The 26,970-nt window shown below is 71.7% G+C and carries 23 protein-coding genes; 12 read left to right on the top strand and 11 right to left on the bottom strand.

All coding sequences use genetic code 11. The annotated features are described in order from the left end of the window. Positions 1-25: 25 nt before the first annotated feature. Together ACFSOX_RS03100 and ACFSOX_RS03095 are read right to left on the bottom strand one after the other, a co-directional pair. Positions 26-2,776, bottom strand: coding sequence for a peptidoglycan-binding protein (locus tag ACFSOX_RS03100; protein WP_378476322.1), 2,751 nt, complete (start codon positions 2,774-2,776; stop codon positions 26-28). Positions 2,777-3,151: 375 nt separating this feature from the next. Beyond that, positions 3,152-4,048, bottom strand: a complete 897-nt coding sequence (locus ACFSOX_RS03095; protein WP_378476321.1) for a hypothetical protein — start codon at positions 4,046-4,048, stop codon at positions 3,152-3,154. Positions 4,049-4,261: 213 nt separating this feature from the next. Between ACFSOX_RS03095 and ACFSOX_RS03090 the strand changes: the two genes are divergently transcribed. From ACFSOX_RS03090 to ACFSOX_RS03075, 4 genes are all read left to right on the top strand, one after another. Continuing rightward, positions 4,262-6,814 carry a YadA family autotransporter adhesin gene (locus ACFSOX_RS03090; RefSeq protein ID WP_378476320.1) on the top strand — a complete coding sequence of 851 codons (2,553 nt, stop codon included), beginning with the start codon at positions 4,262-4,264 and terminating at the stop codon, positions 6,812-6,814. Between the two features lie 423 nt (positions 6,815-7,237). Continuing rightward, positions 7,238-8,899, top strand: a complete 1,662-nt coding sequence (locus ACFSOX_RS03085; protein WP_378476319.1) for a YadA family autotransporter adhesin — start codon at positions 7,238-7,240, stop codon at positions 8,897-8,899. A gap of 125 nt (positions 8,900-9,024) precedes the next feature. Then, positions 9,025-9,405 carry a hypothetical protein gene (locus tag ACFSOX_RS03080; protein WP_378476318.1) on the top strand — a complete coding sequence of 127 codons (381 nt, stop codon included), beginning with the start codon at positions 9,025-9,027 and terminating at the stop codon, positions 9,403-9,405. A gap of 10 nt (positions 9,406-9,415) precedes the next feature. Beyond that, the gene (locus tag ACFSOX_RS03075) at positions 9,416-9,610 is read left to right on the top strand and encodes a hypothetical protein (RefSeq protein ID WP_378476317.1); all 195 of its coding nucleotides are present in this window, start codon (positions 9,416-9,418) and stop codon (positions 9,608-9,610) included. A gap of 43 nt (positions 9,611-9,653) precedes the next feature. Here ACFSOX_RS03075 and ACFSOX_RS03070 read toward each other — a convergent pair whose 3' ends face one another. Together ACFSOX_RS03070 and ACFSOX_RS03065 are read right to left on the bottom strand one after the other, a co-directional pair. Then, complete coding sequence (locus ACFSOX_RS03070; protein ID WP_378476316.1) at positions 9,654-10,100, bottom strand: c-type cytochrome; 447 nt, start codon at positions 10,098-10,100, stop codon at positions 9,654-9,656. A gap of 168 nt (positions 10,101-10,268) precedes the next feature. Continuing rightward, positions 10,269-11,276 carry a cupin domain-containing protein gene (locus tag ACFSOX_RS03065; RefSeq protein ID WP_378476425.1) on the bottom strand — a complete coding sequence of 336 codons (1,008 nt, stop codon included), beginning with the start codon at positions 11,274-11,276 and terminating at the stop codon, positions 10,269-10,271. 302 nt (positions 11,277-11,578) lie between these two features. Between ACFSOX_RS03065 and ACFSOX_RS03060 the strand changes: the two genes are divergently transcribed. The 3 genes from ACFSOX_RS03060 to ACFSOX_RS03050 all read left to right on the top strand — a co-directional run bounded on the left by ACFSOX_RS03060 (position 11,579) and on the right by ACFSOX_RS03050 (position 14,901). Then, positions 11,579-12,148, top strand: coding sequence for a nitroreductase family protein (locus tag ACFSOX_RS03060; RefSeq protein ID WP_378476315.1), 570 nt, complete (start codon positions 11,579-11,581; stop codon positions 12,146-12,148). 482 nt (positions 12,149-12,630) lie between these two features. Then, a complete protein-coding gene (locus ACFSOX_RS03055; protein ID WP_378476314.1) occupies positions 12,631-12,906 on the top strand; it encodes a hypothetical protein in 276 nt (91 codons plus the stop codon). Between the two features lie 495 nt (positions 12,907-13,401). Next, positions 13,402-14,901, top strand: coding sequence for a replicative DNA helicase (locus tag ACFSOX_RS03050; RefSeq protein ID WP_378476313.1), 1,500 nt, complete (start codon positions 13,402-13,404; stop codon positions 14,899-14,901). A gap of 21 nt (positions 14,902-14,922) precedes the next feature. Here the strand turns inward: ACFSOX_RS03050 and ACFSOX_RS03045 are convergent, their stop codons facing one another. Continuing rightward, the gene (locus ACFSOX_RS03045; protein ID WP_378476312.1) at positions 14,923-16,014 is read right to left on the bottom strand and encodes a hypothetical protein; all 1,092 of its coding nucleotides are present in this window, start codon (positions 16,012-16,014) and stop codon (positions 14,923-14,925) included. Between the two features lie 177 nt (positions 16,015-16,191). Between ACFSOX_RS03045 and alr the strand changes: the two genes are divergently transcribed. After that, a complete protein-coding gene (alr, locus tag ACFSOX_RS03040) occupies positions 16,192-17,418 on the top strand; it encodes an alanine racemase (protein ID WP_378476311.1) in 1,227 nt (408 codons plus the stop codon). A gap of 10 nt (positions 17,419-17,428) precedes the next feature. On the opposite strand, the gene ACFSOX_RS03035 is transcribed toward alr, so the two are convergent. The 3 genes from ACFSOX_RS03035 to ACFSOX_RS03025 all read right to left on the bottom strand — a co-directional run bounded on the left by ACFSOX_RS03035 (position 17,429) and on the right by ACFSOX_RS03025 (position 19,897). Then, positions 17,429-18,673: an NAD(P)/FAD-dependent oxidoreductase gene (locus ACFSOX_RS03035; protein WP_378476310.1), complete on the bottom strand. Its 1,245-nt coding sequence runs from the start codon at positions 18,671-18,673 to the stop codon at positions 17,429-17,431. Positions 18,674-18,786: 113 nt separating this feature from the next. After that, on the bottom strand, positions 18,787-19,506 hold the full coding sequence (locus tag ACFSOX_RS03030; RefSeq protein ID WP_378476309.1) for an RES family NAD+ phosphorylase: 720 nt from the start codon (positions 19,504-19,506) through the stop codon (positions 18,787-18,789). After that, positions 19,490-19,897: an antitoxin Xre/MbcA/ParS toxin-binding domain-containing protein gene (locus ACFSOX_RS03025; RefSeq protein ID WP_378476308.1), complete on the bottom strand. Its 408-nt coding sequence runs from the start codon at positions 19,895-19,897 to the stop codon at positions 19,490-19,492. The genes ACFSOX_RS03030 and ACFSOX_RS03025 overlap by 17 nt, the downstream gene beginning before the upstream one ends. A 112-nt stretch (positions 19,898-20,009) precedes the next feature. Here ACFSOX_RS03025 and radA point away from each other — a divergent pair, with 112 nt between their 5' ends. The 3 genes from radA (at position 20,010) to purF (ending at position 23,883) form a co-directional block, all read left to right on the top strand. Beyond that, positions 20,010-21,425: a DNA repair protein RadA gene (gene radA, locus ACFSOX_RS03020; RefSeq protein ID WP_378476307.1), complete on the top strand. Its 1,416-nt coding sequence runs from the start codon at positions 20,010-20,012 to the stop codon at positions 21,423-21,425. A gap of 179 nt (positions 21,426-21,604) precedes the next feature. Further along, positions 21,605-22,225, top strand: coding sequence for a CvpA family protein (locus tag ACFSOX_RS03015; RefSeq protein ID WP_378476306.1), 621 nt, complete (start codon positions 21,605-21,607; stop codon positions 22,223-22,225). 170 nt (positions 22,226-22,395) lie between these two features. Next, complete coding sequence (gene purF, locus ACFSOX_RS03010; protein WP_378476305.1) at positions 22,396-23,883, top strand: amidophosphoribosyltransferase; 1,488 nt, start codon at positions 22,396-22,398, stop codon at positions 23,881-23,883. 48 nt (positions 23,884-23,931) lie between these two features. Here the strand turns inward: purF and ACFSOX_RS03005 are convergent, their stop codons facing one another. Further along, positions 23,932-24,132, bottom strand: a complete 201-nt coding sequence (locus tag ACFSOX_RS03005; protein ID WP_378476304.1) for a hypothetical protein — start codon at positions 24,130-24,132, stop codon at positions 23,932-23,934. A gap of 15 nt (positions 24,133-24,147) precedes the next feature. Further along, positions 24,148-24,741 (bottom strand): DUF6338 family protein, encoded by a 594-nt coding sequence (locus ACFSOX_RS03000; protein ID WP_378476303.1) that lies wholly within the window; start codon positions 24,739-24,741, stop codon positions 24,148-24,150. A 227-nt stretch (positions 24,742-24,968) separates the two neighbouring features. Here ACFSOX_RS03000 and ACFSOX_RS02995 point away from each other — a divergent pair, with 227 nt between their 5' ends. Continuing rightward, a complete protein-coding gene (locus tag ACFSOX_RS02995; RefSeq protein WP_378476302.1) occupies positions 24,969-25,712 on the top strand; it encodes an SDR family NAD(P)-dependent oxidoreductase in 744 nt (247 codons plus the stop codon). Here ACFSOX_RS02995 and ACFSOX_RS02990 read toward each other — a convergent pair. Then, on the bottom strand, positions 25,694-26,950 hold the full coding sequence (locus tag ACFSOX_RS02990; protein ID WP_378476301.1) for a TCR/Tet family MFS transporter: 1,257 nt from the start codon (positions 26,948-26,950) through the stop codon (positions 25,694-25,696). The genes ACFSOX_RS02995 and ACFSOX_RS02990 overlap by 19 nt on opposite strands. Between the last annotated feature and the right edge of the window lie 20 nt (positions 26,951-26,970).

Genomic DNA, 26,970 nt, shown 5'->3' with positions numbered 1-26,970 from the left:
CGGACCGGGGGGCTCGGCGGGCCGCTCACGTTTCGGCGGCGCGGTCGATCATCTCGCGGGCGAGCGTGTCGACGTCCTCGATCCGGCTGGTGCCGACGGCTGCGGCCGCGCCGGCGCCTCCGGTCTGGAGCATGCGCAGCCGCTCGCGGCGCAGCTCGGACAGGCGGGTGACGATCGCCCGCGGCGTCATCAGCCCGACGGCACCGAGCGTCACCGGACCGACCGACCCGTCCTCGTTCGCCCCGACGACCTTCTGCAGGAGCTTCGCGGCCTGGACGACGTCCGTCTCGGCGGCGGTGTCGAAAACGACCAGGTCGACGCCCACCGGCAGCTCGTCGCATTTGAGCACGTTCCAGTAGCGCACGCGGTAGACCTCGCAGGCTTGCTCGCGGGTGAGCTTCTGAAGATCGGCCGGCGTCAGATCGGTCTTACGCCACGTGTCGACGAGGTCGGCGAGCGTCAGCCCGTATCTGGTGGCTGCTCCGGTGTCGGAGGCGACCTCTTTCGACAGCACGATGTCCAGACACCGGTCGAGCTGATCCTTCGGCTTGGGCTTCGGACCCGGCATCACGCCGTTCGGCCTCTCCGCGGCCCGCGTGGCCTGCTCGAGCCGGACCGACTGGGTCTCCTCGCGGGAGATCGCCGCGACATCCTTCAGCCGTGACCCCTGCGACGAGCCGAGCCAGAAATTGATCACCGTGGCGAACGCCGCCGTCAGCGCGCCGATCACGATATTGACGACCTGCAGCGTCTCGTTGCTGGCCTGGAGCTTCGGCAGCCCTTTCACGACGAGGAGCACGAGCACGGCGAAGAAGCCGAGCGTCACGACGTAGGAGAGGATCGGTGCGGTCCAGGCGATCACGCCGCCCTGCCCGGCGATCGCCCGCAGCGTGGCGCGGGCCTCGCTGGTGCTCTCCCGCTCGAGCTGCAGGGCCTGCAGCTCCGACCGGCGCTTCTCGGTGTCGGCTTCGAGCCGCGCCTGGAGCATGGCGAACTGCGCTTTCTGACGCGCCTCGTCCTGTGCCGCCGCGATCTCGGCGAGCTTGATCTGCAGGGCCGTGTAGGCGGCCGGATCGACGGCGAGCTTCTCCCTCGCCTCCTCGGCGGTCCTGGTCTGGGTGGTCTCGGTGACGGCCTTGGTGATGGCACTGGTCACCGCGCCGGCCTTGTCGCCGACGAGCGCCTTGGCGATGTCCGGCAGCACGCGGGCAGCGATCACGAGGAACGGGTTCATGGCTTGGGCACCGAGATCGATCGGACCGAGGGATGGGACACCGACGTCGAACGGTGCCGGACCGGGACCGGAACCGGGGCCTGGACCCGACGTCGGGCCGGGCGGCACGCTCGCGCCTCTGCTCAACGCGATGCCGAGCGCCGCCGCCGTGTCGCGGCCGACCTCCCCGTCGACGACGAGGCCTTCCGCGATCTGGAAGTCGACGACGGCCGCTTCGGTCATAGGGCCGAACTCGCCGTCGATCTCGCCGGGATCGAAGCCCTTGCGCCGCAGCGCCTTCTGGATCTCGACGACGACGGCCGGATCCATGTTGACGGCGCGGCGCGCGTAGATGTCGGCGGGCGGCCGCACCGGCACGCTGACGACGCCGCCGTCCGCCCCGTAGTCGATCCCCGGGATCAGGATGCCGATGTGCCACGTCCGGCCGTCGACCTTGTCGGCGACGACGCCGTATCGCTTGCCCTTGGCCTCGACGGTGCCGCCCTTCCCGTCGCACAGCGCGATGTGCCCCATACCGCCCGGCGGCGGGTAGCGGAGCACGATGCCGCCGACCGTCGACGCCGCCTGCTCCACCGAGACCCGGATGCCGTGACGCTCGGCGTCACGTCGCCAAGCCCCCGTGTAAGCATCGGCCGCGGCCGGCGGCGCGCGGTTGTCGACGCAACCGTAGAGGATGCCGGCTTCCTGATAGACGAGCCACGAGACGAACTCGGCGCAGTCCCAAGGGCCGGTCCAATTCGCGTCGTCCTTGGGCACCTGACGGTTGACGTAGTCCTCGCCGAGGTGGGGGAGCGCGCGGCGCAGCAGCCCCCCGCCGGTGCCCCGTTTCGCGGCCGCGTCCGGGCCCGGCGTGGGGCCGGCGGTCGGAGCCTCCGCCACCGCGCCCTCGGCGAAGTCGACCGACTTGATCAGCGGCTTCAGACGGGCGAGCCAGCGTCTGCGGTCGGCGAGCCCGATGGTTCCGCCGTTGATCTTCTTGGTGATCAGGACGATCTCGTCCTGGTCGGCGAGACGGTTGAGATTCCCCTCGGTCCATTCGGCGAGCGCCGGTTTCAGTGCGTGCTCGGCCGACACGATGAGTTCCGGATTGGCCTCGAAGTCGACGCCGCACAGCCGGCCCATGCGCCGATAGTTGTCACGTCCGGTCGTCTGGAGCAGTCCGCCACCGCGATAGCGGAACCCGTCGCCGGGCCGCGTGTTGCCGAGCTCCCGCGACTTGACGGGATTGCCGACCCCGTAGACGCGCTCGAAGATCGCTTCGGCGTTGCGGGCGAGGCGCTCCGCCTCGGCCGGCGTGACGGCGGCCGAGTGCCGTCCCACCCCGAAGATCTCGAGCAGCCGCGCGGCGCTGTAGTTGCCGCTCTCCCACTCCACGGTGAGGCCGCCGCTCTCGTGCAGAACCTGGGCGAGGAAATGGGCGAGCCGTTGCGGCGTGGTGATGTCGTGGGCCTTCAGGAGCGCGTCGCCGTCCCGGAAGGCGGCGAGATAAGCCCGCCGCGCATCGGGCGCGACCATGCGGAGAATTTCGATCGCGCGCGCCATCGCACTCCCCGATGCTCACCGCGAAGCCGTCGACCGGCAGCGCACCGCCGGTCGGTGCGGCGCGGCCGTCACGCCGCGCGCAATACCGGCACAATCGATCGGTTCAGCCGAGCGAGCCTTGATGGGGCGGCGCTCACCGGCGACACCGGTCCGGTCGGCGACACACGCGAGTCAAGCGGTACACCGAAGCACACCAACCATCGGTGGACATCACACAAATCGGTGAGCGAGAGACTCACGTTGCGCACGTCGTTCTCGTCAATCGGTCCTTGCTGGAACGATCCGGACGGACCGGACCGTGTCCGGACACCTGCCGGCGGCAGGGCGTTCGGGGTCGGCGGTCACAGACGACCAGCGCCGCTCCGTGCCGAGCGGTCAGCGCGCCGGCTCGTCCGTTGCGAGCTCGGCCGTCTCGATCGCGGCCGCGGCCCGCGTGCCGGCCTGGATGAAGTAGACGAAGATCGTCGCGGTCATGGTCTCGAGCCCGTCGCGGAGCGGCGGCAGGAAGGTGACGCGGTCGGGCTCCGGGCCGCGCCGCATCAGGCCCTCCGCCTCGAGGTCGCGCAACAGCGTCAGCACGTGCTTGCGCGACACGCCGAACTGCGTCGACAGCGCGTTGATCGACAGGCGCACCGGCTGGGTCGGCGGAAACGGCCCCTCCTCCGCTCCTTCGAGAGCGAGCGCGAACAGCACCGCCACGCCACCGTTGCGCTCCACGAAGGGGAACAGCCGCGGGGCGTGGTGCAGCATGCGGAAACCGGCGATGTAAGGCTCGCCGAGTGCCCCGATGAAGGCGGCGACGAAGTCCGGCCGCCCCAGCAGCGCGCGATATCGCGCCACCTCCGGAACCACGATCTCGATCGCGTCGAAATGCGCCCGCCAACGCTCCGTCTGCAGCGCGACGAGCCTGTCGGTCGGCACCAGCACGCGCCGGCGCTTGTCGTCGCTCGCCGCCGGCGCGAGATAGCCGGCCGCCCGCAGCACCGCCAGCATCGCCTCGCAGCGGCCACGGCTGCACAGATCGAGCCGGACACAAAGTTCCTTCAGGGCGCCGACGGTGAGGCCCGGCTTGCCGTCGCCGCGGCCGTGATGATGGAGGTAGAGCGCGACCACCATGAACAGCGCGCGGGCGCGGTCGTTCATCAGCAGGTTCAGGAGACTGTTGCCGCGAAACAACGCGACGACGCCGCGCGCGTGCTCGCGCATCGCCGCAGCGAACCCCGGACGCGCCCGCATCGCGGCGACGGCGGAGACGGAAACCTCGGACACCATTCGTACTTTCACCGATCTACACGCACGCGAACCCGTCGATCTCACCCGCCCAGGCTAGCAAATCCACCCAAAATTCCACAATTGTCGGACCGGACCCGGGCATAACAGTTGAGACCCTCGCGCGTGGTGTGGTGGGGGTCGTGAATGGCGGCAGACGGTCGGCGACAGGTGACGACACCGGCGGCACGGGTTCCGGCCCCTCGCCCGTCGGGCATGGGGGTCCGCAGGCGCCGGACGACGATCGGTCGCAGCGCCCTGCTCGCCGCGGCCACCGTGCTCGCCGTGGCGACGCTGCCCCGCGACGCCCACGCCCAGTTCGTCTGCGAGAGCACGGCCGGCGGCGGCGGCTCGTCGTCGGCGACCGGGTCGAGCTCGGTCGCCTGCGGCAACGCGGCGACGGCGAGCGGCACCAACAGCGCCGCCTTCACGGGAACGGCCACCGGCATGGGGTCGAGCACGGTCGCCGGCTATGCGAGCGGCGACTTCAGCACGGCCTTCGGGCGCGCCGCCTTCGCCACCGGCAGCTACGCGACCGCGCTCGGGGCCGGTGACGGTTTCGGCCAGAACGGCGCCCGCGCCTACGGCACCAACTCGGTCGCGGTCGGCACGGCGAGCTACGCGGCCGAGACGAACGCCGTGGCGATGGGCTTCCAGAGCGCGGCCACGGCTTCCGATACGACTGCGGTCGGCCCGAACGCCACCGCCAGCGGGATCTCCGCCAGCGCCGTCGGCAGCGAGGCGGCGGCGACCGGAGACTACGCCGCGGCCTTCGGGGCGAAGGCGGCGGCGAGCGGCGCCTACGCGATCGCGTCCGGGTTCCAGAGCACGGCCTCCGGCACCTATGCGACCGCCTCCGGGACCGGCAGCGAGGCCACCAACAGCTACGCCACGGCGCTCGGGGCCTACAGCGCCGCGTCGGGCAACACCAGCACGGCGGTCGGCAGCGGGGCGCTCGCGGCCGCCGACTTCGCCACGGCGTTCGGCGGCGGCGCCCACGCGATGAGCTACGGCAGCCTGGCATTGGGCGCCGCAGCCGTTGCGAGCGCCGATCACGCCATTGCGATCGGCTCCACCGCGACCGCCACCGGAGTGGCCGCGATCGCAACCGGATTGAACAGCACGGCGTCGGGTTACTATGCCTCGGCCTACGGCACCAGCAGCTCGGCGAGCGGCAGCAACAGCACGGCGCTCGGTCGGGCGGCGGCGGCCTCCGGCTCCGCCGCGACGGCGGTCGGCAACAGCGCCGTGGCCAGCGGCAACGCCTCGGTCGCCATCGGCTCGCGCAACACGGCGAGCGGGACGAATGCCATCGCGATCGGCTCGCTCAGCGCGGCGTCCACCACCAACAGCGTCGCGATCGGCTCCAGCAGCCTCGCCAGCGGGACCAACGCCGTGGCGATCGGCACCGGCGCGCAGGCGACCGCCGCCAACGCGGTCGCACTCGGCGACGGCTCGATCGCCGGCGAGGCCGACACGGTCTCGGTCGGCTCGGCCTCCAAGGAGCGGCGTATCGTCAACGTCGCGGCCGGCACGCTGTCGGCGACCTCGACCGACGCGGTGACGGGCCAGCAGCTCTACGGCACCAACGCCACGATGGCGCTGATCCTCGGCACCACGTTGAACGCCGACGGCACCCTCGGGGCGGTGAGCTACACGATCGGCGCCACGGCCTACACCCGCATCTCGGACGCCTTCGCGGCCGTGAACACGGCGCTGACCGGGTACGGCACCAGCATCACGACGTTGCAGACGCAGGTGAGCGTGCTCACCGCCGCATCCGCCTACACGGCAGTGAACTCGTCGGCCGCCGCGGCGTCGGCCGCCGGCAGCGAGGCGGTGGCGCTCGGCGGTGGCGCGAGCGCGGCCGGCAACGGCGCGACCGCGGTCGGCGCCGCGAGCCGCGCTTCGGGCGTCAACAGCGCCGCCTTCGGCGCGTCGGCGACCGCCGCGGGGACGAGCGCGACGGCGCTGGGTGCCTCGTCGACCGCCTCCGGCACCGCGTCGCTCGCGGCCGGCAGCGGCGCCACGGCGAGCGGCGGCAATGCGGTGGCGATCGGCTCCAATTCGGTCGCCTCGGCCGACGGGGCGCTCGCCGTCGGGCTCGGCGCGTCCGCGACCGGCGTGAACGCCATCGCGATCGGCACCGGCGCGAGCGCGACCGGCTCGGTCGCCGTCGGCAATCTCGCCGCCGCCGCCAACGGCGGCGCCGCCTTCGGCGACTATGCGGTGGCGACCGGGGCGAACAGCACGGCGGTCGGGCCGAACGCTTCGGCGTCGGTCACGAACGGCGTCGCGATCGGCAACGGCGCCACCGTGACGGTCGCCAACAGCGTCGCGATCGGCGCCGGGTCGGTGGCGAGCGAGAGCAACACCGTGTCGGTCGGCGCGGCGGGCAGCGAGCGGCGCGTCACCAACGTCGCGGCCGGCGTCAATGCGACCGACGCCGTCAACGTCGCCCAGCTCCAGGCCGCGACGAGCAGCATCGGCGCGTCGCTGGCCACGCTGCAGGGCCAGGTCGTCGAGAACCAGCGCGAGGCACGTCAGGGCGTCGCCGCCGCAATGGCGCTGACCACGGCGCCGATGCCGTCGGCCGCCGGACGGACGAGCTGGGCCGTGAACACGGCGGCGTTCCGCGGCGAATACGCCTTCGGCGGCAGCCTCGCCCACCGGCTCGACACGGCGCGGCCGGTCGCCGTCACGGCCGGCTGGGCCTACGCCGGCGGCGACAATCACGGCGGCCGCGTCGGCCTCGCCGGCGAATTCTGAGCCCCCGAACGCCCGCCTGGTCCCCCGCCCCGCCCCTCCGGTCGCCTGACGCCGGCCGAACCCGCATCCCACCGAGCCCGCGTCCGGGCGCGCAGCGGCTCGCGACGCGGGTCACGCCCACGCCCGGTCAGGTTTCCACACGTGTCCGTATGGTTAATCGGCCATTAACCGATACCATGGCTATATGGTTATAGCTCTACAATTCAGTGCGGTTGCATACTTCCTCTCGGAAATAGCCGGCTCGATCCGAGCAGGCTTCCTCCGGGGCTTACGGGAGGGTGCATCGCCGTGCCTCTGAGCGGCACAGCCGCTCACGTCAGACCAAGAATTGCGTCGCTCTACGAGCCCCTGGCGCCGACGGCGATCGGCGCCCGGAACGTCGCGTCGTGCGGTGCTCGGCCCACGGGAAAGCGGAGAGACGTGATGATGATGATCTCTGGCCGAAGCCGTCGTGCGATGGTGCTGGCGAGCGGGGCCGGGCTGTGTGCATTGGCCGGGCTGATGGCGACACCGAACCCGGCTCCGGCCCAGGCCGTGTGCGACATCAGCGCCAGCGGAGGCCCGGCCGGCCCGAACGGGGCGACGGCGACGGGCCTCGGAGCGACGGCCTGCGGACAGGCTGCGGAGGCCGCCGGAATCGCCACGACGGCGATCGGCGCGAACGCGACGGCCACGGGCGATTACGGAACCTCGCTCGGCGCCGTGACGGGCCAGAACAACGGCACCACACCCGGCATCGTTTCCATCGGAACCTTGGCCAACTCGCTGGGCGGCGCGGGCGCCTACAGCACCGCGATCGGAGCGGCTCCCTACACGGCGCCGTTCAGCGCGGCCACCAGTGGCGGCGACTACAGCATCGCGATCGGTGGCGGCGACAAGGTCGGGGCGAACCCGGCCGTCACGAACGGCACCGGCGCCATCGCGATCGGCGGCAGCAGCGCGGCGAACGGCAATGCGTCCATGGCCCTCGGCTTCGGTGCCACCGTGATCGGAACCGACAGTGGCGCGATCGGCAGCGGCGCGCGGGCGATCGGCAACAGCAGCTTCGCGGTCGGCGACACGGCCTCGGCCACGGGCCGTATCGCCAGCGCATTCGGCGCGCTCGCCGATGCCGGCGGAATCTTCTCCAACGAAGGCACGACGGCGATCGGTGCCGGCGCGCTCGCCGGCACGGGCGCGGCGGGACAGACCTACGCGACGGCGCTCGGCGCCAACGCGCAGGCGCAAGGCGCGAGCGCGGTCGCGCTCGGCAACGGCGCGATCGCCGGCGCCACCAGCGCGATCGCGCAAGGCACCGGCGCGCTGGCGCAAGCCACGAACGCGGTGGCGGTCGGCACCGGCGCACAGGCGACCGGCACCAATGCGATCGCCCAGGGCACCAACGCGCAAGCGACCGCCACCAACGCGCTCGCGCAGGGCACCGGGGCGCAGGCGACCGGCGTCAACGCCATCGCGATCGGCACCGGCGCGGTCGCCACCGGCTCGGTCGCGGTCGGCGCCGGCGCGTCGGCCGGCAACGGCGGCGCCGCCTTCGGCGACGGCGCGATCGCGACCGGGGCGAACAGCACCGCGCTCGGTCCGAATGCGTCGGCGACGGTCGCGAACGGTGTCGCGATCGGCAACGGGGCCGTCGTCACCGCGGCCGACAGTGTGGCGATCGGCTCCGGATCGGTCGCGAGCGCGCCCGGCACCGTGTCGTTCGGCTCCGCCGGCAACGAGCGACGGCTCACCAACGTGGCGGCGGGCATAGCCCCCACCGATGCGGTCAACATGAGCCAGCTGGCGAGCGTCGCGACCGGCCTCCAGTCGCAGATCGGCGGCCTGCAGACGCAGATCACCGACAACCAGCGCGAGGCGCGCGCCGGCACGGCGCTGGCGCTCGCCGCGACCGGCCTGCAATACGACCCGCGGCCCGGCAAGGCCTCGCTCGCCGCGGCCTTCGGCACCTACAAGGGCCAGTCGGGATTGGCGGTCGGCCTCGGCTATGCGGTCAGCGACCGCTGGCGTGTCAACGCCGCCTTCTCGGGCGCGCCCGACGTGAGCGACTACGGCGTCGTCGCCGGCGCATCCTTCACGCTGAACTGAGCCGTGTCGCGCGGCGCGGCGCGCGGTTGCGCGAGGCGCGCCTTTCGGTAACGTGCGACCGACGCTGTCGAGATCACCCCCGAGGTTCCGTGCCAGACGTGCAAGTTCCCGTCCCGAAGCGATCCGTGCGTCGCGTGCGCGCCGCACGCCTCGCCGCATCCGGCCTGCTGCTCGCGGGCCCCACCGCCGCCCAGCCGGTCGAATGGGCCAAGATGCCGCGCATGCAGCTGGAGCGGCAGTTCGCCGGCCCGCTCGCCGACACCGTGATCCAGCGCTGGCGCGATCCCGGCGACGGCACGGTCTGCTACGTCTACCTGCCGATCAACGTGCCGCACTCGGCCCCGACCCAGTCCGGCTACGTGCAGTACGGGCCGGCCAATATCGGCTCGATCAGCTGCATGCCCGGATCGACGCCGCCGGCGCAGAACGGAGCCGCCCCACGGCGCGCGCCGGCGCCTCAGGCCACGCCGGCCGCCCCGGCCGTCCCGGCGGCCCCGGCGCGTTGAGGGCCGGGCCATGACGGTGCCGTCGCTCTACATGGTGTTCGCCGGGATGATGCTCGGCGGCGCGTCGCTGCTGGTCGCCGCGGAACGCAAGAAGCCGCCGACCCTCGACGTCCCGATCGTCTCCGACCGCGCCAAGGCGGCGATCGGCGGATCGCTGCTCGTCCTCGGGCTGGTGCTGTCCGGAATCCTGTACTTCCACAAGTGACGACAGCCGAACGCGACGCCCCGCCGGCGCCCGCCCGAAATGATCACTTCGGCGCCAAGCTGCGGACATAGGCGGCGAGGTCGTTCGCCTCCGCGCGGGTGAGATTCATGTCGGGCATCCGCGGATGCGGATCGAGCAGGAACAGCGCGAGCGCCGCCGCGTCGAAGGCGTTGCGCCGCGCCAGCGCCGGGAACGGCGTCGCCTCGTCGCTCGCCTGGGTCTGATCCTCCGAGGTGACGTGACAGGTCGCGCACCAGCGCTTCGCGATCGCGGCGCCACGCTCCGGATCGGCCGGCGTGACCGTGCCAGGGCGCGCGCCCGGGCTCTGGGCCGACGCGGCGACGGATAAGACGATCGGCACCATGCAGACGGAGAGGACGGCGACGAGCACGGCGAGGACGCGACGACACGACGTGAGCGGATGCGACGGGAACAGATACGACGCAAACCGATACGGCATGGCCCGATGTGGCATGGCCTGATGTGGCATGTGCAATCCCGGACACGGCCCGAAGGCCGGAAAGACGTGATTCGCAATCTCGCCCGTCAGGATGGCGCGACGCCCGTCGATTGTCGCGACAAATCCGCGAGATCGAAGGACGGCTGCGATGGCTTCCGGCAGCGGACCGGTGTGCCGCCGTCGGGCGCGGGGTCGCGGTCAGCGTCGCGCCAAGAGCTCGATCTCGCCGTCGACGCCGGTGATCACCTTGAACTCGCGCTCGGAGGTGCGGCCGTCGTTGCGGGCGATGGCGCGATACTCGCCCTCGGCCAGCACGACGCGCGGGAAGGCGCCGATCGTCTCCTTGACGACGTCGCCGCCCGGCGTCAGCACGGTCCAGCTCGTGTTGGCGAGCGCCTCGCCGCCGCGCTCGCCGACCAGCTTGAGCGTGATCACGGCGGCCCGGTGCGTCACCGTGACGTCGGTGAGCTTGCCGGGCTGCACCTTGATGTCGGAGCGCACCACGGCGTTCGAGTCGCCGTAGTTGGAGACGATGTGATAGGTGCCCTCGGGCACGATGACGACGTCGCCGGTGGCGACGCCGGCGGCGATCTGGCGCTTCTCGCCTTCCTCGAACTGGCTGCCGCGGAAGATGTCGAAGGCGATCTGCCCGTGCGGGATGCGCACGTCGCCGACCCGGCCTTCGATACGCAGCCCGCCGGCCGGCAGATCGAACACCTCGCGCACCGGCTCGTTGCGCAGCGACACGGTCTTGGCGGCGCTGGCGAGCCCGAAGGCGGCGTGCACCACGTAGTCGCCCGGCGGCAACGCCAGCGTCGGGGTCGGGGTGCGGTCCTCGCGCACCGGACGGAACGAGCCGGCGATGTCCGGCCGCACCGGATAGACACGCCACACGAGGCCGCCGTTGACGGCGGCACTCTCGCGGCCGTAGCGGGCGGCGAGCGTCAGCGGGACGTCCTTGGGGACGGCCGGCGAGATGCTGGCGGCCGACGGTGGCACCGCGATATCGGGACCGGGGCCGAGCGGCATCGGCGTGGACGGTCCGGCGGGCAGTGGCGCGAGCGACTGGAGCTGCGGGCCGGTCGCGGAGGTCGGCACGTCCCGGCTCGGTCGCGGCACCATCCCGGGGCCCGGAGGGAGCGGTTTCTGGCTCGGTGAGGGCGCGATCAGCCCGCCGAACGGCAGCGAGTTGACGAACCGCTGCATGGCGCCGACGATCGCCTGCTCGGGCCGGTTCTGGGCGGCGGCCGGCGACGTCCCGAGCAGCACGAGAGAGCTCACCACCGCCGCGACGACGAGCGTCGGCGCGCCCACGCCGCTCCTGGCGACGCGCGCAATTCCGGTCGAGACTCGGATCGAGCCACCCCCTGCCCTGATCATCGCGACAGATACGCGTCACTTTGAGGCAATTTCATGCCGCGGTCGGGTCGCGCGGCCTTTATCCCGTTTGCTGCGTGTGCTAGCCGGACGACCGTTCCGATTGCCGCGCCACGGGGAGATTTTCCACCATGCTCGACGCCCTCGCGCTCCTGAAAACCCGCCGCTCCGTCAAGCCCGACCAGCTCCAGGGCCCGCCGCCGAGCGCCGAGGATCTCGACACGATGCTGACCATCGCGGCGCGGGTTCCCGACCACGGCAAGCTCGTCCCGTGGCGCTTCATCGTGTTCGAGGGCGACCACCGCGAGGAGGCCGGCGCCGCGATCGCCTCGGCCTACGCGGCCAAGTACCCGGACGCCTCCGGTGACCAGATCTACTTCGAGACCAACCGGCTCGCCCGCGCGCCCCTGGTCGTCGCCGTGGTGTCGAGCCCGGTCGAGAGCGCCAAGATCCCGGCCGTCGAGCAGCAGCTCTCCGCCGCCGCCGCCGCCCAGAACCTGCTGCTCGCCGCGCATGCGCTCGGCTACGCGGCATGCTGGCTGACCGAGTGGTACGCCTACGACGCCCAGGTGGCGCGCGCCTTCGGGCTCGACGACCACGAGAGGTTCATCGGTTTCGTCCATATCGGCCGCTTCGACGGCACGCCCGAGGACCGGCCGCGCCCGGCCCTGAAGGACATCGTCACCCGCTTCGAGGCGTGACGCACGCCGTCCGATCCGGGCGGTCGACTCCAGGGCGGCGGGCCGGGCATCGCGGACCGCTGCCTCCGGCCGCCGATCGCGATCATCCCCCCCCACCCACCCTCGGAATCGTCCCCTCGCCCGGGATCCCGTCCCGGCGCTCTCGCGCGGCTGCGTCACCGGGTCGCCGAGATCACGGCCGCCGGCGCGATCGATTTCGGGGCAGCGTTGCGCCTGCGCACGCACGTATTTGCATCGCAGCAAGCGCACGCCTCCGTCACGCCGACTTTTCGACAACTTCAGCCCCGCGACGAATACGCTTCGCCATCTTTGGTGTTTCCGTTAGGACCGCACCGACGACGTTCAAGATCGTGCGCCGACACCTTTTGTTGATTGGCGAAGCCGGGTTCTGCACCGCACATCAGCCGGCGACGGACAACACCTACCCTCCCCGGTGGCGACCTTATCCGTCTGCGCCGCCGATCTTTCGGAGAACAACAACCATGTCGACCATCGTCCGCACCCCCGCCCGCCTCGCCATCGCGGCCGCCGTGACCCTCGCGACCGTCACGGGCGCGCTCGCCGCGCCGCGCCAGCAGACCCAGGCGCCGCGCGACGTCTACGCGTCCGGCCAGGCCTGGGGCGCCGCCTCCGTCGTCCCGTTCGAGGCCTACGGCGCCTACGCGTCCGCCCCGCAGGGCTGGGGCTCCCAGTCCACCGGCTACACGAGCCTCTCGGCGCCGAATCGCCACGACCAGGCGAAGGGCAACATCGACTGATCGGGTCGTTTCATCGCACCACTGCACGATGAAACCCAAAGGGGCCGGCGCACACCGCCGGCCCTTTTTTTAGGCCTCCCGTCCGGCCCCCGCGGTGGAAACGTTCTCACCGAGACCGGGGGCGAGCCGCCCCTCCCCCCTCGCTCGTCTCTTGCGTGCTCTGGTTCCCGGCCGTCATCGCCGGAGCCCCGACGTCGAGGCCTTTCGCCCGCCCGCCCCGCCTCCTCCGAACCGCAACAGTCAAGCAGGATCGCACCAACACGGTGCGGTCATTTTTTTCGGCGGTGATCTGCGGGGACGAGTCGGCCGTGCCCCGCTCCGGGGGCTCGCGCCCGAGCGCTGCCTGCGCTATCCCCGCGCCTCCCGAGCTTGGTGCCGCGTATCCTGGCGAGCTTGCGTGCAACCGACGCCGCACGGCGTCACCGGGCCTGCGTCCGCTCCCGGACCGAGCCCGCCGACAAGAACCGTGACCGCAAAAGCAGATCGCCGACACCCATGGCCCTCGAGACCGTCGCCCGCAAGCTTCCTGCCGCTACCGCCCCGGCGTTCCGCACGGCGCCGCACAACATCGAGGTCGAGCAGGCCCTGTTGGGGGCCATCCTGGTCAACAACGAGGCGTTCTACCGGGTCTCGGACTTCCTGGAGCCCGCGCATTTCTTCGAGCCGATCCACCAGACGATCTTCGAGCTGGCGACGAGCCTCATCCGGGCCGGCAAGACCGCGACCCCGGTGACGCTCAAGACCTTCCTGCCGGCCGATCTCGATGTCGCCGGGCTGACCGGCAGCCAGTACCTGGCGCGGCTCGCCGCCGAGGCGACGACCGTCATCAACGCCATGGACTACGGCCGCACCATCTACGACCTGGCGCTGCGGCGCGCGCTCATCGGCATCGGCGAGGATCTGGTCAACGAGGCCTACGATTCGCCGGTCGATTCGAGCCCGCGCGACCAGATCGAGGCGGCCGAGAAGAGCCTGTTCGAGCTCGCCGAATCGGGCCGCTACGACGGCGGCTTCCAGCGCTTCGCCCAGGCCCTGACGGCGGCCGTCGACATGGCCGCCCAGGCCTATCAGCGCGACGGCTCGCTGTCCGGCATCGCCACGGGCCTCAAGGATCTCGACCGCATGATGGGCGGGCTGCAGCACTCCGACCTGATCGTGCTGGCCGGCCGCCCCGGCATGGGCAAGACCTCGCTCGCCACCAACATCGCCTACAACGTGGCGAAGGCCTGGGAAGGCGGCGTGCGACCGGACGGCCGCATCGAGTCGGTGAACGGCGGCATCGTCGGCTTCTTCTCGCTCGAAATGTCGTGCGAGCAGCTCGCCACCCGCATCATCGCCGAGCAGACCGAGATCCCCTCCTACAAGATCCGGCGCGGCGAGATCGAGGCGCACGAGTTCGACCGCATCGCCGAAGCCGCCCGCGTCATGGAGGAGGTGCCGCTCTACATCGACGAGACCGGCGGCATCTCGATCGCCCAGCTCGCGGCGCGGGCGCGCCGCCTCAAGCGCCAGCGCGGCCTCGACCTCCTGGTGATCGACTACATCCAGCTGTTGTCGGGCTCCTCCAAACGCGCTTCCGAGGGCCGCGTCCAGGAGATCACCGAGATCACCACCGGCCTCAAGGCGCTGGCGAAGGAGCTGGCGGTGCCGATCATCGCGCTCTCGCAGCTCTCGCGTCAGGTCGAGAGCCGCGACGACAAGCGCCCGCAGCTCTCGGACCTGCGCGAGTCGGGTTCGATCGAGCAGGACGCCGACGTGGTGCTCTTCGTGTTCCGCGAGGAGTACTACCTGAAGAACCGCGAGCCGCGGCCCGGCACCGAAGAGCACTTCAAGTGGCAGACCGAGATGGACGCCGTCCACGGCAAGGCCGAGGTGATCATCGGCAAGCAGCGCCACGGCCCGACCGGCACGGTGCAACTCCAGTTCAAGGCCGAGGTCACCCGCTTCGCCGACCTCGCCGACGAGGACAAGCTGCCGGTGCGGATGGGGGATTGAGGCGCGAGCCGACGCCCCGCGTCACCGCCACGGCCGCAGGACCGGCACGTAGCTCCAGCCGGCCTGGGTCACGGTGGCGACCACCGGCGCCTTCAGGGTGTCGAGATCGAAGCGGACATCGAGCTTCTTGCCGAAGCCGCCGCCGGTCGGGGTGTCGAATCCATACGCCACCTCCCGCTTCTTCCTCGCGAGCTGGACCCCGCGAAATCCTTGCCGCTCGACCGTGAAGCGTGGCGTCGGCAGCATGCCGGCCGACCACTCGACCGCCGCGACCTCGTCGCGCGCGCCGACGCGGTGGCGGGCCTCGTCGAGATAGAGCCGTAACCGGTAGGTCTCGCGAACGCCCTGCTCGGCCATCACGCCCCACCATGCGGCGTCGGCGTACTTCCACTCGACGACGAGGTCGGCGTCGGGAGCGCTGCGTACCTGCCATGGACGCGACGGATCGTCGAGCGCCTTCAGGCGCGCCAGAAGCGCGTCGCGCGGCACCGGCACGACGCCGGGGGCCGGTGCGACCACGGCGCTGCGCAGGATGCGGCGGACGAGCAGGCCGATCAGGAGCAGCAGGACCGCGACGCCGGCGAGCGACGCGATCAGCACCCAGGTCGCCGCGCCGGTGTCCTCGATCCCGCCGACCCGGGAGGCAGCGATCAGGCCGGCGAGCTGCTCGGGGCTCGCCGCCTCTGCGGCGAACAGCCACGGCCCGCTCGCCCAGACGAGCCCGGCGAGACCAGGGCCGGCATAGCGCATGTAGTGGAGCGCACCGACCGCGACCCGGCTGCGCGACGTCGGGCCGGCGCGGCGATCGACTGCGTCGGCGAGCGCGCCGAACCCGTGCCGCGCGGCCTCCGGCGTGGCGAAGCGTGCCGCGGTCAGGCGGCCGTCGGACGTCGTCACGGTCGCGGTGTCGACGGCTGCGGCCGCGACCGCGTCGGGAAGCGCGACCGCCTCGCTGCGGCCGGGCGGCAGCAGCGCACGGGCGGCGGCGGCGGGCGGCGCCGGCGGCCGGTCCAGCTCGGCCGGTGGCGCGCACGCGGCGAGCGCGAGAGCGGCGAGCGCCGACACGGCGAGTGCGGGGACGAGCCGGAGTCCGGACAGGCGAGACGATCGCATGCACATGGGATCCTCCTCGGCAGCGCCGAATGTCACCCCTGCACCCGTCATGGTCCGCCGGTGCGATTATCCCGCAGCACCGGCGACCGCTCAAGCGCCGCCGCCCTTGTCCTCTCCGGCGAACGGGTCTAGTGGCGGTCCTCCGGCCGCCGTGGCCGGAGCTTAACGGAGGAAGCCATGACGGTGCCGGAGAGGACGCGCGCGGACGAGATCCAGGCGGCGGCCGGCGCCGCCGCCCGGGCCTCCGCCTCCGGATCGTCCGCCGAAGCCCCGAGGAGCGTCCCGGTGGCCGAGGCCGGCCCGCCCGTGATGGAGACGGGCGGCGTGCTCACCATCGACCTTGCCGCCCTCGTCGCCAACTGGCGTGATCTCGCGCGCCGCGTCACGCCGGCCGACTGCGCCGCCGTGGTGAAGGCGGACGCCTATGGCTGCGGCCTCGCCGAGGTGGCCGGCGCGTTGGCGCGGGCGGGCTGCAAGACCTTCTTCGTCGCGCATCTGGCCGAGGCGCGCACGCTGCGCCGCGCCGTGCCGGACGCCGTGATCTACGTGCTCAACGGCATTCCGCCGGCCGGCTCCGCCGCCTTCGCGGACGCCCGCGTGCGGCCCGTGATCGGCAGCATGGCGGAGCTGGTCGAATGGGACGCGTTCTGCCGCGTCAACGCCTGGACGGGCGGCGCCGCTCTGCATGTCGACACCGGCATGAACCGGCTCGGCCTGTCGCTCGAGGACGCCGCCGCGCTCGCGCCGCGGCTCGATTCGCCCGACCACGGCATCGCGTTGATCATGAGCCATCTCGCCTGCGCCGACGAGCCCGCGCATCCGCTGAACGAGCGCCAGATCCAAGCGTTCCGCGAGGTCCGCATGCTGTTCCGCGGCGTCGACGCCTCGCTCGCCAACTCCTCCGGCCTGTTCCTCGGGCCCTCGACCCATTGCGAGGTGGTGCGGCCCGGCATCGCCCTCTACGGCGGCAACCCGATCCCCGGATCGGAGAACCCGATGCGCCCGGTGGTCCGGCTCGAGGCGCGCGTCGTCCAGGTGCGAAAGGTCCGGCGCGGCGAGACGGTCGGCTACGGCGCCGCCTGGACGGCCCCGCGTGAATCCCGCATCGCCATCGCGGCGGTCGGCTACGGCGACGGATTCTTGCGCGCCGGCGCGGCGTTGGGACAGGCTCAGCCGGTCGCCGTGGTGGTCGGGAAACGCTGCCCGATCGTCGGCCGTATCTCGATGGATCTGCTCGCCATCGACGTCACGGCGCTGCCCGAGGTGTCGCCGCGGCGCGGCGACTGGGTGACACTGCTCGGCGAGGAGTTCCCGGTCGACGCCGCCGCGCCGTTCGGCGGCCAGATCTCCTACGAGGTTCTCACCAGCCTCGGCCGCCGCTACCACCGCAGCTGGCGGAGCTGAGCCGCGTTCTTCACCGCCACCACCGGGTCGGCGTGAACGGCGCCGGGTCGACCAGCGTCGCCTCGCCCGTCATCATCTCGGCGAGCAATCGTCCGGTGGCGGGGCCGAGGGTGAAACCTTGGTGGCCGTGGCCGAAATGGAGCCACAGGCCGTTGTGCCCGGGCGCCTCGCCGATCAGCGGCAGCATGTCGGGCAGGCACGGGCGGGTGCCGAGCCAAGGCGCGTTCTCGACCGGCGCGCCGAGATCGACGAGGTCACGGGCGGCCGCCTCGGCGCGGACGAGCTGCACGGGCGTGGCCGGCGCGTCGACCCCGGCGAACTCGGCCCCGGTGGTGAGCCGCAGGCCGACCGTCATGGGCGCGGCCACATAGCCGAAGGCGGCGTCGCGCAGCGGCCGGGACAGCTCCGTCCCGACCCGATAGTGCCGGTGATAGCCGCGCTTGCGCACCATCGGGATCTTTTGGCCGAAGCGGCGCAGCAGCGCGGCCGACCACGGGCCGAGCGAGACGACGACGGCGGCCGCCTCCAGCGGCCCGTCGGCGGTCTGCACCCGGAACCCGCCGGACGGCAGCGCCGCGAGCGTGTCGGCATCGCCGTGGACGAACGTCCCGCCCGAGCGGCGGAACAGGTCGGCATAAGCGGCGACCAGCGCGCCCGGATCGCGCACAGACCACGAGTCGCGCCAGTGGATCGCCCCGGCGCCGCCGGTCTTCAGGGCCGGCTCGGCGGCGCGCAATTCGGCCGGCGTCAGGCGGCGGAACGCGACGCCGAACTCGCGCTGCAGCCGCTCCGCCCGGCGGGTCTCGGCATCCAGCTTCGTCTCCGCCCGGTGCATGTCGAAAAAGCCGTCGCGGCGGACCAGATCGTCCGGCACGCCGGCCGCCGTCATCAGATCCTGGTGCTCGGCCGTCGCGTGTCGGATCAGGCCCGCCCAGGCGATCGCGAGGGTGCGGTGCCGGACCGGTGCAGAGTACCACCAGTAGCGCAGCAGCGGCACGACGTGGCCGGGTAGCGCGGCGAGGTCGTAGCGCACGTCGTTGCCCCGGCCGAGCGCCACGCCGAGCAGCGCCGCGAGGTCACGCGGCATCGGATAAGGCTCGACCGCCTCGCCCTGGATGATGCCGGCATTGCCGTAGCTCGTCTCGCGGCCCGGCGCCTGCCGGTCGACCAGCGCGACGGAGCGGCCGCGCCGCTGCAGGTGAAGGGCGGCCGCCACCCCGGCGATCCCGGCCCCGAGAACGATCACATCCGACATGTCTATCGGCTTTCAGTCCACTACGGCCATCTCCTGGCCGCTTCGGCATGCGCGCACACGCTGCATGCCCCGTGCCGCCGGACGAGACCGGCGGGCTCCCCATAGATAGGCGCTCAGCGGACCGGCACCCAGGCGTCGCGGGAATAGTCGAAATACCGCGAGACCCGTTGCCCGTCCCATTCGTATTGGAGATGGCGCTCCTGCACCGGCACGGCGACGACGTCCGGCCAGAACGCGGCGAGGCATTCGCCACCCGGATGCCGCACGCTCGGATAGACGAGCCCGTCGCTGCCGGCCGCCCGGCGCGTGCCGCCGAAGGCTTGGCTCACGGCGTAGGAGTCCGGGTCGAGCAGCCCGGCCCGGGTCGGCACCGGCAACGCCGCGACGTCGTCCAAGCGATGGCGGACCGCACCGACCAACACCCGCATGTCCTCGCGGCGGCGGGGATCGCCGGCGTCGGCGGCGAAGCGGCCGACGTGGTGGACCGTCTCGGCGATCGCCGTGTCGAGCGACGCCGCCGCGTAATAGACGCCGAAGCTCCCGTCCGAGAAGCGCGAGCCCTTCGGATTGAGATGCGTGAAGGCCGCCATGACGAAGGAGGCGCTCGGCCCGCTCACCCGGCGCTCCGGCGGGACGAGCGCGATCTCGCCGACGGCGTCGCGTACACGCGGGTTGGTCGCCTGCTCCAGCGCGGCCAACACGTCCCAGACGGCGGGATCGGGGGTCAATCGCTCGAACAGGTCGATCGGCGGGTAGCGCGAGGCGATGATGCGCCACGCCTGCGGCCACTCGACCAGCCGGGTCGGGACGGCGGGGTCAGGACCAGGGGGCACGGGCGGCATCGAGATAGGCCCGCACGGCGGCGAGATCCGTGACGTCGCCGGCCGCCATCCGGGCGAGCGGCGTCTGGCCGCCGAACGCGGCGTTCGGCCGGCTCGGCCACGAATCGGCGAGCGCCGGGTCCGCATAGACGATCTGCAGCGCCTTCCAGATGCCGGCCACGTAGCCGATCCGCCGCAGCGTGTCGTCCGGCAGCCGACCGACCCGGCCGCGCTTCCAGTCGTAGAAGGTCCGCTCCGCCGGATTGCCGAGGATTTTTCGCGCGACGCGGTTGTCGGCGCCCCAGCGGTCGACGATCGCGAAGAAGCCCTTCAGAGCGAGGCCGTGTCGGTCGTCCGCCAGGAGAGCCGGCGCTGGTTGGTTCGGCTGCAAAACAGCAGTCATCTGGCTCCTCACTGCGATATTGCAGCAGGCCTCATATAACACGATTGCCGGGACTTGCGAGGGGCGCGGCCGAATCGTTGACTTCGGGGCGGCGCTCGCGCCCGTATCGGGCATGGCCAAGAAGACCCAAAAGTTCGTCTGCCAGACCTGTGGCGCCGCCTACAATCGCTGGCAGGGCAAGTGCGACGCCTGCGGCGAGTGGAACACCATATCGGAGGAGAATGCCGCCGCCGAGCGGGTGTTCTCCGGTCCCGGCCGGCCGCCGCGCAAGGGCAAGCCGTTCGCGCTCGCCCCGCTCGCCGGCGAGCAGAAGGAGGCGCCCCGCATCGCCTCCAAGAACGGCGAGTTCGACCGGGTGGCGGGCGGCGGCCTCGTCCCCGGCTCGGTGCTGCTGGTCGGCGGCGATCCCGGGATCGGCAAATCGACGCTGCTGATCCAGATCGCCGCGGCGCTCGCCGCGGCCGGCCACCGGGCCGTCTACATCACCGGCGAGGAGTCGATCGCCCAGGTGCGGCTGCGCGCCGAGCGGCTCGGGCTGACCCGGATTCCGGTCGAGCTCGCGGCCGAGACTTCGGTCGAGGACATCATCGCAACCCTCTCGCAGGGCAAGGTTCCTCGGCTCGTCGTGATCGACTCGATCCAGACCATGTGGACCGACATGGTCGAGTCCTCGCCCGGCACCGTGACGCAGGTGCGCGCCTCCGCCCAGCTCCTGATCCGCTTCGCCAAACGGGCGGGCGCCGCCGTGATTCTCGTCGGCCACGTCACCAAGGACGGCCAGATCGCGGGGCCGCGCGTGGTCGAGCACATGGTCGACGCGGTCCTCTCCTTCGAAGGCGAAGGCGGCCACCATTTCCGGATTCTGAGGGCCGTGAAGAACCGCTTCGGCCCGACCGACGAGATCGGCGTGTTCGAGATGACGGGCGGCGGCCTCTCCGAGGTGTCGAACCCGTCGGCCCTGTTCCTGTCCGAGCGCGACCTCGGCGCGCCGGGCACGGCCGTGTTCGCCGGCATGGAGGGGACGCGGCCGCTGCTGGTCGAGATCCAGGCGCTCGTCGCGCCGACCTCGCTCGGCACGCCGCGCCGCGCCGTGGTCGGCTGGGATCCGAGCCGGCTCGCCATGGTGCTCGCGGTGCTGGAGGCCCATTGCGGCGTGAAGCTCGGCGGCTACGACGTCTATCTCAACGTCGCCGGGGGCTTGCGCATCGCCGAGCCGGCCGCGGACCTGGCTGCCGCCGCCGCCCTGGTCTCGTCGCTCGCCAAGACGCCGCTGCCGTCGGACGCCGTGCATTTCGGCGAGGTCTCGCTGTCGGGCGCCGTGCGCCCGGTGTCGCACGCCCCGGCCCGGCTGAAGGAGGCCCGGAAGCTCGGCTTCGCCCGCGCCGTGGTGCCCGACGCCACCCGCGGGGCCGAGCGCGACGGCCTCGCCCTCGCCCCGGTCGCGAGCCTTTCCGACCTGGTGGCGCGAATCGTCCCGAACCGGCCCGCCCCGCGGCGGGAGGGCCGGCCGGCGCCGGCGGAGCGTTAGCCGCCGCACCAGCATGACCGTCCCGCCACAGGTCCGGCGCAACCGTGCCCGGCGACCGTGGATTTCTGGCCCGGCCGGTTCCCAGAGCCGCGAAAAATGCTCTATACACGGGCCGCACCGCCGGCCGGCAGCGGCTCCGGCGGATCTCTGGAACGCGCCCGCGAGCGAGCCCGCCTCAGATGTACCTGGACATCTTCCTGATCGTCGTGATGCTGGTCTCGGGGCTGCTCGCCATGGTGCGCGGCTTCATGCGCGAGGTGCTGTCGATCGCCTCGTGGGGATGCGCCGCGGTGGCGACGCTCTACGCATTTCCCAAGCTGCTGCCCTGGGCGAAGCAGTATTTCAACAACGACTATGTGGCGATGGGCGCGACGGCGGGGGGCGTCTTCCTGCTCACCCTGATCATCGTCTCGGCCCTGACGGTGCGCATCTCCGACCGCATCCTCGACAGCCGCATCGGGGCGCTCGACCGCACGCTCGGCTTCCTGTTCGGCCTCGGCCGCGGCCTCCTGATCGTCGTCGTCGCCTTCATCTTCTTCGACTGGCTCGTCCCGGCGAAGTCGCAGCCGGAGGCGGTGCGCAACGCCCGGTCGCGGGTCGTGCTGCAGGGCACCGGACAATGGCTGATGTCGCTGTTGCCGGAAGACCCCGAGAACACCATCTTGAAGCGGTTCAAGAAGCGGCCCGCCGACGAGGATGCCGAGCCGCCGCCCGAGCAGCGCTCCGATCATGTCCCGACCGAGCGCAGTCCCCGGGCGGAGCTCGCCGGCCCGAACGGCCGGTCCGGGACCGTGGTGTGACCGCGTAGCCAGACGCGCGCCCGAAAACGGCCGCGACCGATGCGTCGGCCGGTCCGTCCCCTGCGAAAGCAGGATCGACGGAGCGGTCGATGTTCTGTTTTTCATGGTCGGCGCCGCCGGCCACTCTCGCGGGCCCGGCCGGCCCGCACCGAAGGCCCGAGGATCCGTCCATGACCGTTTCGACCGAGCGCGCCGCCCTAACCTCTTTCGACCCGGCGCTCGACGGCGACCGCATGCGCGAAGAATGCGGCGTGTTCGGCATCTACGGGCATCGCGACGCCGCCGCCATCACGGCGCTCGGCCTGCACGCCCTGCAGCACCGCGGCGAGGAGGCGGCCGGCATCGTCTCGTTCGACGGCAGCCGCTTCCATTCGGAGCGCCGCCTCGGCCTGGTCGAGGACACGTTCTCCAAGCGCCACGTCATCGAGCAGCTTCCCGGCCATCTCGCCGTCGGTCACGTGCGCTACTCGACGACCGGCGGCACCATCCTGCGCAACGTCCAGCCGTTCTTCGCCGAGCTGGAGTCGGGCGGCTTCGCGGTCGGCCACAACGGTAACCTGACCAACGGCCTGACGCTCCGCCGCCGCCTGGTCGGCGAAGGCGCCATGATGCACTCGACCAGCGACACCGAGGTGATCCTGCATCTCGTCGCCCGCTCGCGCCGCAACCGCTTCGTGGACAAGCTCGTCGAGGCGCTGCGCGAGCTCGAGGGCTCCTACTCGCTCGTCGCCATGACCAACAAGAAGCTGATCGCCGCCCGCGACCCGCTCGGCATCCGGCCGCTGGTGCTGGGCGAGCTGGACGGCTGCCCGATCGTCACCTCGGAGACCTGCGCGCTCGACATCATCGGCGCCAAGTATGTCCGCGACATCGAGAACGGCGAGGTCTTCGTCTTCGACGAGACCGGCGCCCACAGCTACAAGCCGTTCCCGCCGGTCGCGCCGCGCCCCTGCATCTTCGAGTACATCTACTTCTCGCGCCCGGACTCGATCGTCGGCGGTCGCAGCGTCTACGAGGTCCGCAAGAACATGGGCGCCGAGCTGGCCCGCGAGGCGGCCGCCCCGGCCGACGTCGTCGTGCCGGTGCCCGACTCGGGCGTGCCGGCGGCGATCGGCTACGCCCAGGCGGCCGGCGTGCCCTACGAGCTCGGCATCATCCGCAACCACTATGTCGGCCGCACCTTCATCCAGCCGACCCAGTCGGTGCGCGAGCTCGGCGTCCGCTTGAAGCACAACGCCAACCGCGCCGTGGTGGCCGGCAAGCGCATCGTACTGATCGACGACTCGCTGGTGCGCGGGACGACCTCCGTGAAGATCGTCCAGATGATGCGCGAGGCCGGCGCCACGGAAGTGCATTTCCGCATCGCCTCGCCGCCGATCACGCACCCCGACTACTACGGCATCGACACGCCGGAGCGCGACAAGCTCCTGGCCGCCACCCACTCGATCGAGGAGATGCGCCAGTATATCGGCGCCGACAGCCTCGCCTTCCTGTCGGTCGACGGCATCTACCGGGCCGTCGGCGAGGAGCGCCGCGACCCGGCGCGGCCCCAGTTCACCGACCACTGCTTCACGGGCGAGTACCCGACCCCGCTGACCGACCTCGCGGCCGAGACGAACGGCAAGTCGCAGCTGTCGCTGCTGGCCGAGGCGAGCTGAGGGGCGGCGCGTCCGCCGCACTCCGTCGGGTCGCGGGGGCGGGTCGCGTCAGCGCTTGTCGTCGGACGAGTTGCTGCCCGGGTCGGCCGTGCCGGCCGGTTTCGGCTTCTCGCCGACCGGCCTCGGGTTCGAGAAGACCGGCCGTTTGAAAGGATCGACCGGCTTGATCGAGGCCAGCGGACGGATATTCTCGAACGCCATACCGCTGATCCGGGTCGTCGGCTTCTGTCTCTCTGTTTTCTCGTTCATTCCGATGTCCTCTCGTCATCGTTTTTCGATGACCTCGATCGACCTGATCTCGCTCGCACGAATGTAGACACCGCGCCTCGGCTCCGACGGCTCCCAATTATCGAGGGAGAACGTCTGCCCGACATAAAGGTCGAGATTCAGTGGGTCCGAACTGAACCGGCTATCGGCCGTCACCAGTGCATTGTAGATCGTGCCGTCCTTGAGGACCACGATCACGTACGAACCCTCCTTCAATCGTGAGAAGACCTCGACCCAAACGCTCTTGAACGGCAGCGGGACATTGACGCCGAAGGGCTGCAGCATCCACCGCACGCCGCCGTAGCGCTCGAGCAGTCCGAAACCGAATCCGAGGACTATCGGCGCGACGACGGAGTACTTCAGGACCGCCGACGAGCCGAGCTTGGCGACCGAGTCGGGCGTCTGCGGGGCGATGCCGAAGGCCCATGCTCCGACCCCGTAAAGGACCGTCACGACGACGAAGAGGGCCAGATTGTCCTTGGACAGCGGAGAGAGAGAGGCCCGCGCGGCGATCGACCGCGCCTGAACCATCACGACCCCCGGCAGCAGATAGGCGATCACGGCCCAGACGTTCACATCCTTGATGTCCACCGCGCCTCCTCCAACCTCGCACCGGAAGACCCAGATTCTACCCTCGCGAGCTATTCGTGATCAATTCTACCGCATCCGATGGCCGTCGCTGCGCGGACCGGCCTTCGACGCGCACGCTCGCCTCCGCCGCTCTCGCGAGCCGTTCCGGTTTCGCTTGTGCGGCGAGTTCATCCCGGTAAAACGACGGCAGATCATCCCGCCCATTTCCCCTACTGGATTGAAATCACATGTCTCGTCCGCTCGCCGACCAGATTGCGCTCGTCACCGGGGCCTCGCGGGGCATCGGCTTTGCCACCGCCGTCGCGCTCGCCGAGGCCGGCGCCCATGTCGTCGCCGTCGCCCGCACTGTCGGCGGGCTGGAGGAGCTCGACGACGCCATCCAGGCGGCCGGCGGCGAGCCGGCGACGCTGGTGCCGCTCGATCTCGCCGACACCGACGGCATCGCCCGCCTGGCGCTGGTGCTGAACGATCGCTACGGCCGGCTCGACATCCTGGTCGCCAATGCGGGCCGGCTCGGGCCGGTGACCCCGCTGTCACATGTCGACCCGAAGGAGTGGGACGAGCTGATGCAGGTGAACGTCACGGCGAACCTGCACCTCATCCGCTGCTTCGACGCGCTGCTGCGCAAGGCGCCGGCGGCCCGCGTCGTGTTCGTCTCCTCGGGCGCGGCGCATTCCGGCAAGGCCTATCGCGGCCCCTATGCGATCTCCAAGGCGGCGCTCGAGATGATGGGGCGCACCTATGCGGCCGAGACGGCGACGACGCCCGTCAAGGTCAACATCGTCAATCCCGGCCCGACCCGCACCCGCATGCGGGCGCAGCTGATGCCGGGCGAGGATCCGCAGACCGTGCAGCCGCCCGAGGAGGCGGCGGCCGCGATCCTGCCGCTGTGCCTTCCGAGCTTCGGCGAGACCGGGCGCCTGTTCGACCTGCGCGCCGGCCGGCTCCTCCACTACAATCCGCCGGACTGATCCGCCGCGGCAGGGCCGGATGCGGCCGGCGGGCTGCGGGTCGCCCGCACCGCCATCGCGAGGGCTACGAGCAGCAGCGCCACCGCGACGAAGAACGGCGCGCCCGGCCCCGGAAACGCGCCGGGATGCGCCAGAGCGACGGCGTAGACCTGCGAGAACAGGCCGGGCCCGATCAGCCCGGCGATCCCCATCATGCAGGCATTGGCGCCCTGCAGCCGGCCCTGCTCGGAGGGGCCGAGCCGGCGGCTCATCAGACTGTTGGCCGCCGCATGGGTGAAGCCCCACAGGCTGTTGAACGGGATGCCGAGCCAGAACATCCAGCCGTGCGGCGCGAGCCCCTGGATGGTCAGCCCGATCACGCCGGCCATGGCGCCGAGCAGCAGCGCGCCGCGCTCGCCGAGCCGCCGCACGCCGGGGCCGATCAGCCCGCCCTGCACGATCACGGCGCCGAGCCCGACCGCCGCCATGGTGAAGCCGATGGTCCGCGCGTCCCAGTCGTACCGGAAGGTGAGATAGAGCACGCCCAGGCTCGGCAGGACGAAATGCGCGAGCTGGCTGACGAACCACACGCCGGCGAGGCCGAGGAGCTGCGGCTGCGAGCGTAGCAGCGTCAGCGCGCCGAGCGGGTTGGCGCGGGAGAGCCGCAGCGGCGCCCGCTTCTCCGGCGGCAGCGATTCCGGCAGGATGAAGTAGCCGTAGGCGGCGTTGGCGAGGCTCAGGCCGGCCGCGATCCAGAACGGCAGCCGCGGATCGACACTGCCGGCGAGCCCGCCGATCGCCGGGCCGAGCACGAAGCCGAGCCCGAAGGCGGCACCCAGCAGGCCGAAGCGGGCGGCCCGCTTCTCCGGCTCGGTGACGTCGGCGATGTAGGCGAAGGCGGTGGCGATCGAGGCGGAGGCGACGCCGGAGATCACCCGGCCGGCGAGCAGCCACCAGATCGTCGGCGCGAGCGCCATCACGACATAGTCGAGCCCGACGCCGAGATTGGAGACCAGGATCACGGGGCGCCGGCCGAATCGGTCGGACAGCGCCCCCTGCACGGGCGAGAAGACGAACTGCATCAGCGCGAAGGCGATGCCGAACAGGCCGTACATGGTGGCCGCGGCCGGCTCGTCGCCGCCCATGAAGTCGGCGACCAGGCGGGGCAGCACCGGCACGAAGATGCCGACCGACAGCATGTCGATCGCCACCGTGACGAAGACGAAGCCGAAGGCGGCGCGTCGCCGACCGTGCGGCACCGGCGCGGGGTCGCCGCCCG

It is taken from the genome of Rhodoplanes azumiensis (assembly GCF_042682915.1).
Classification (GTDB): domain Bacteria; phylum Pseudomonadota; class Alphaproteobacteria; order Rhizobiales; family Xanthobacteraceae; genus Rhodoplanes; species Rhodoplanes azumiensis.
The sequence above is the reverse complement of the archived record's forward strand: the minus strand, read 5'-3'. Positions and strand labels throughout refer to the sequence as shown.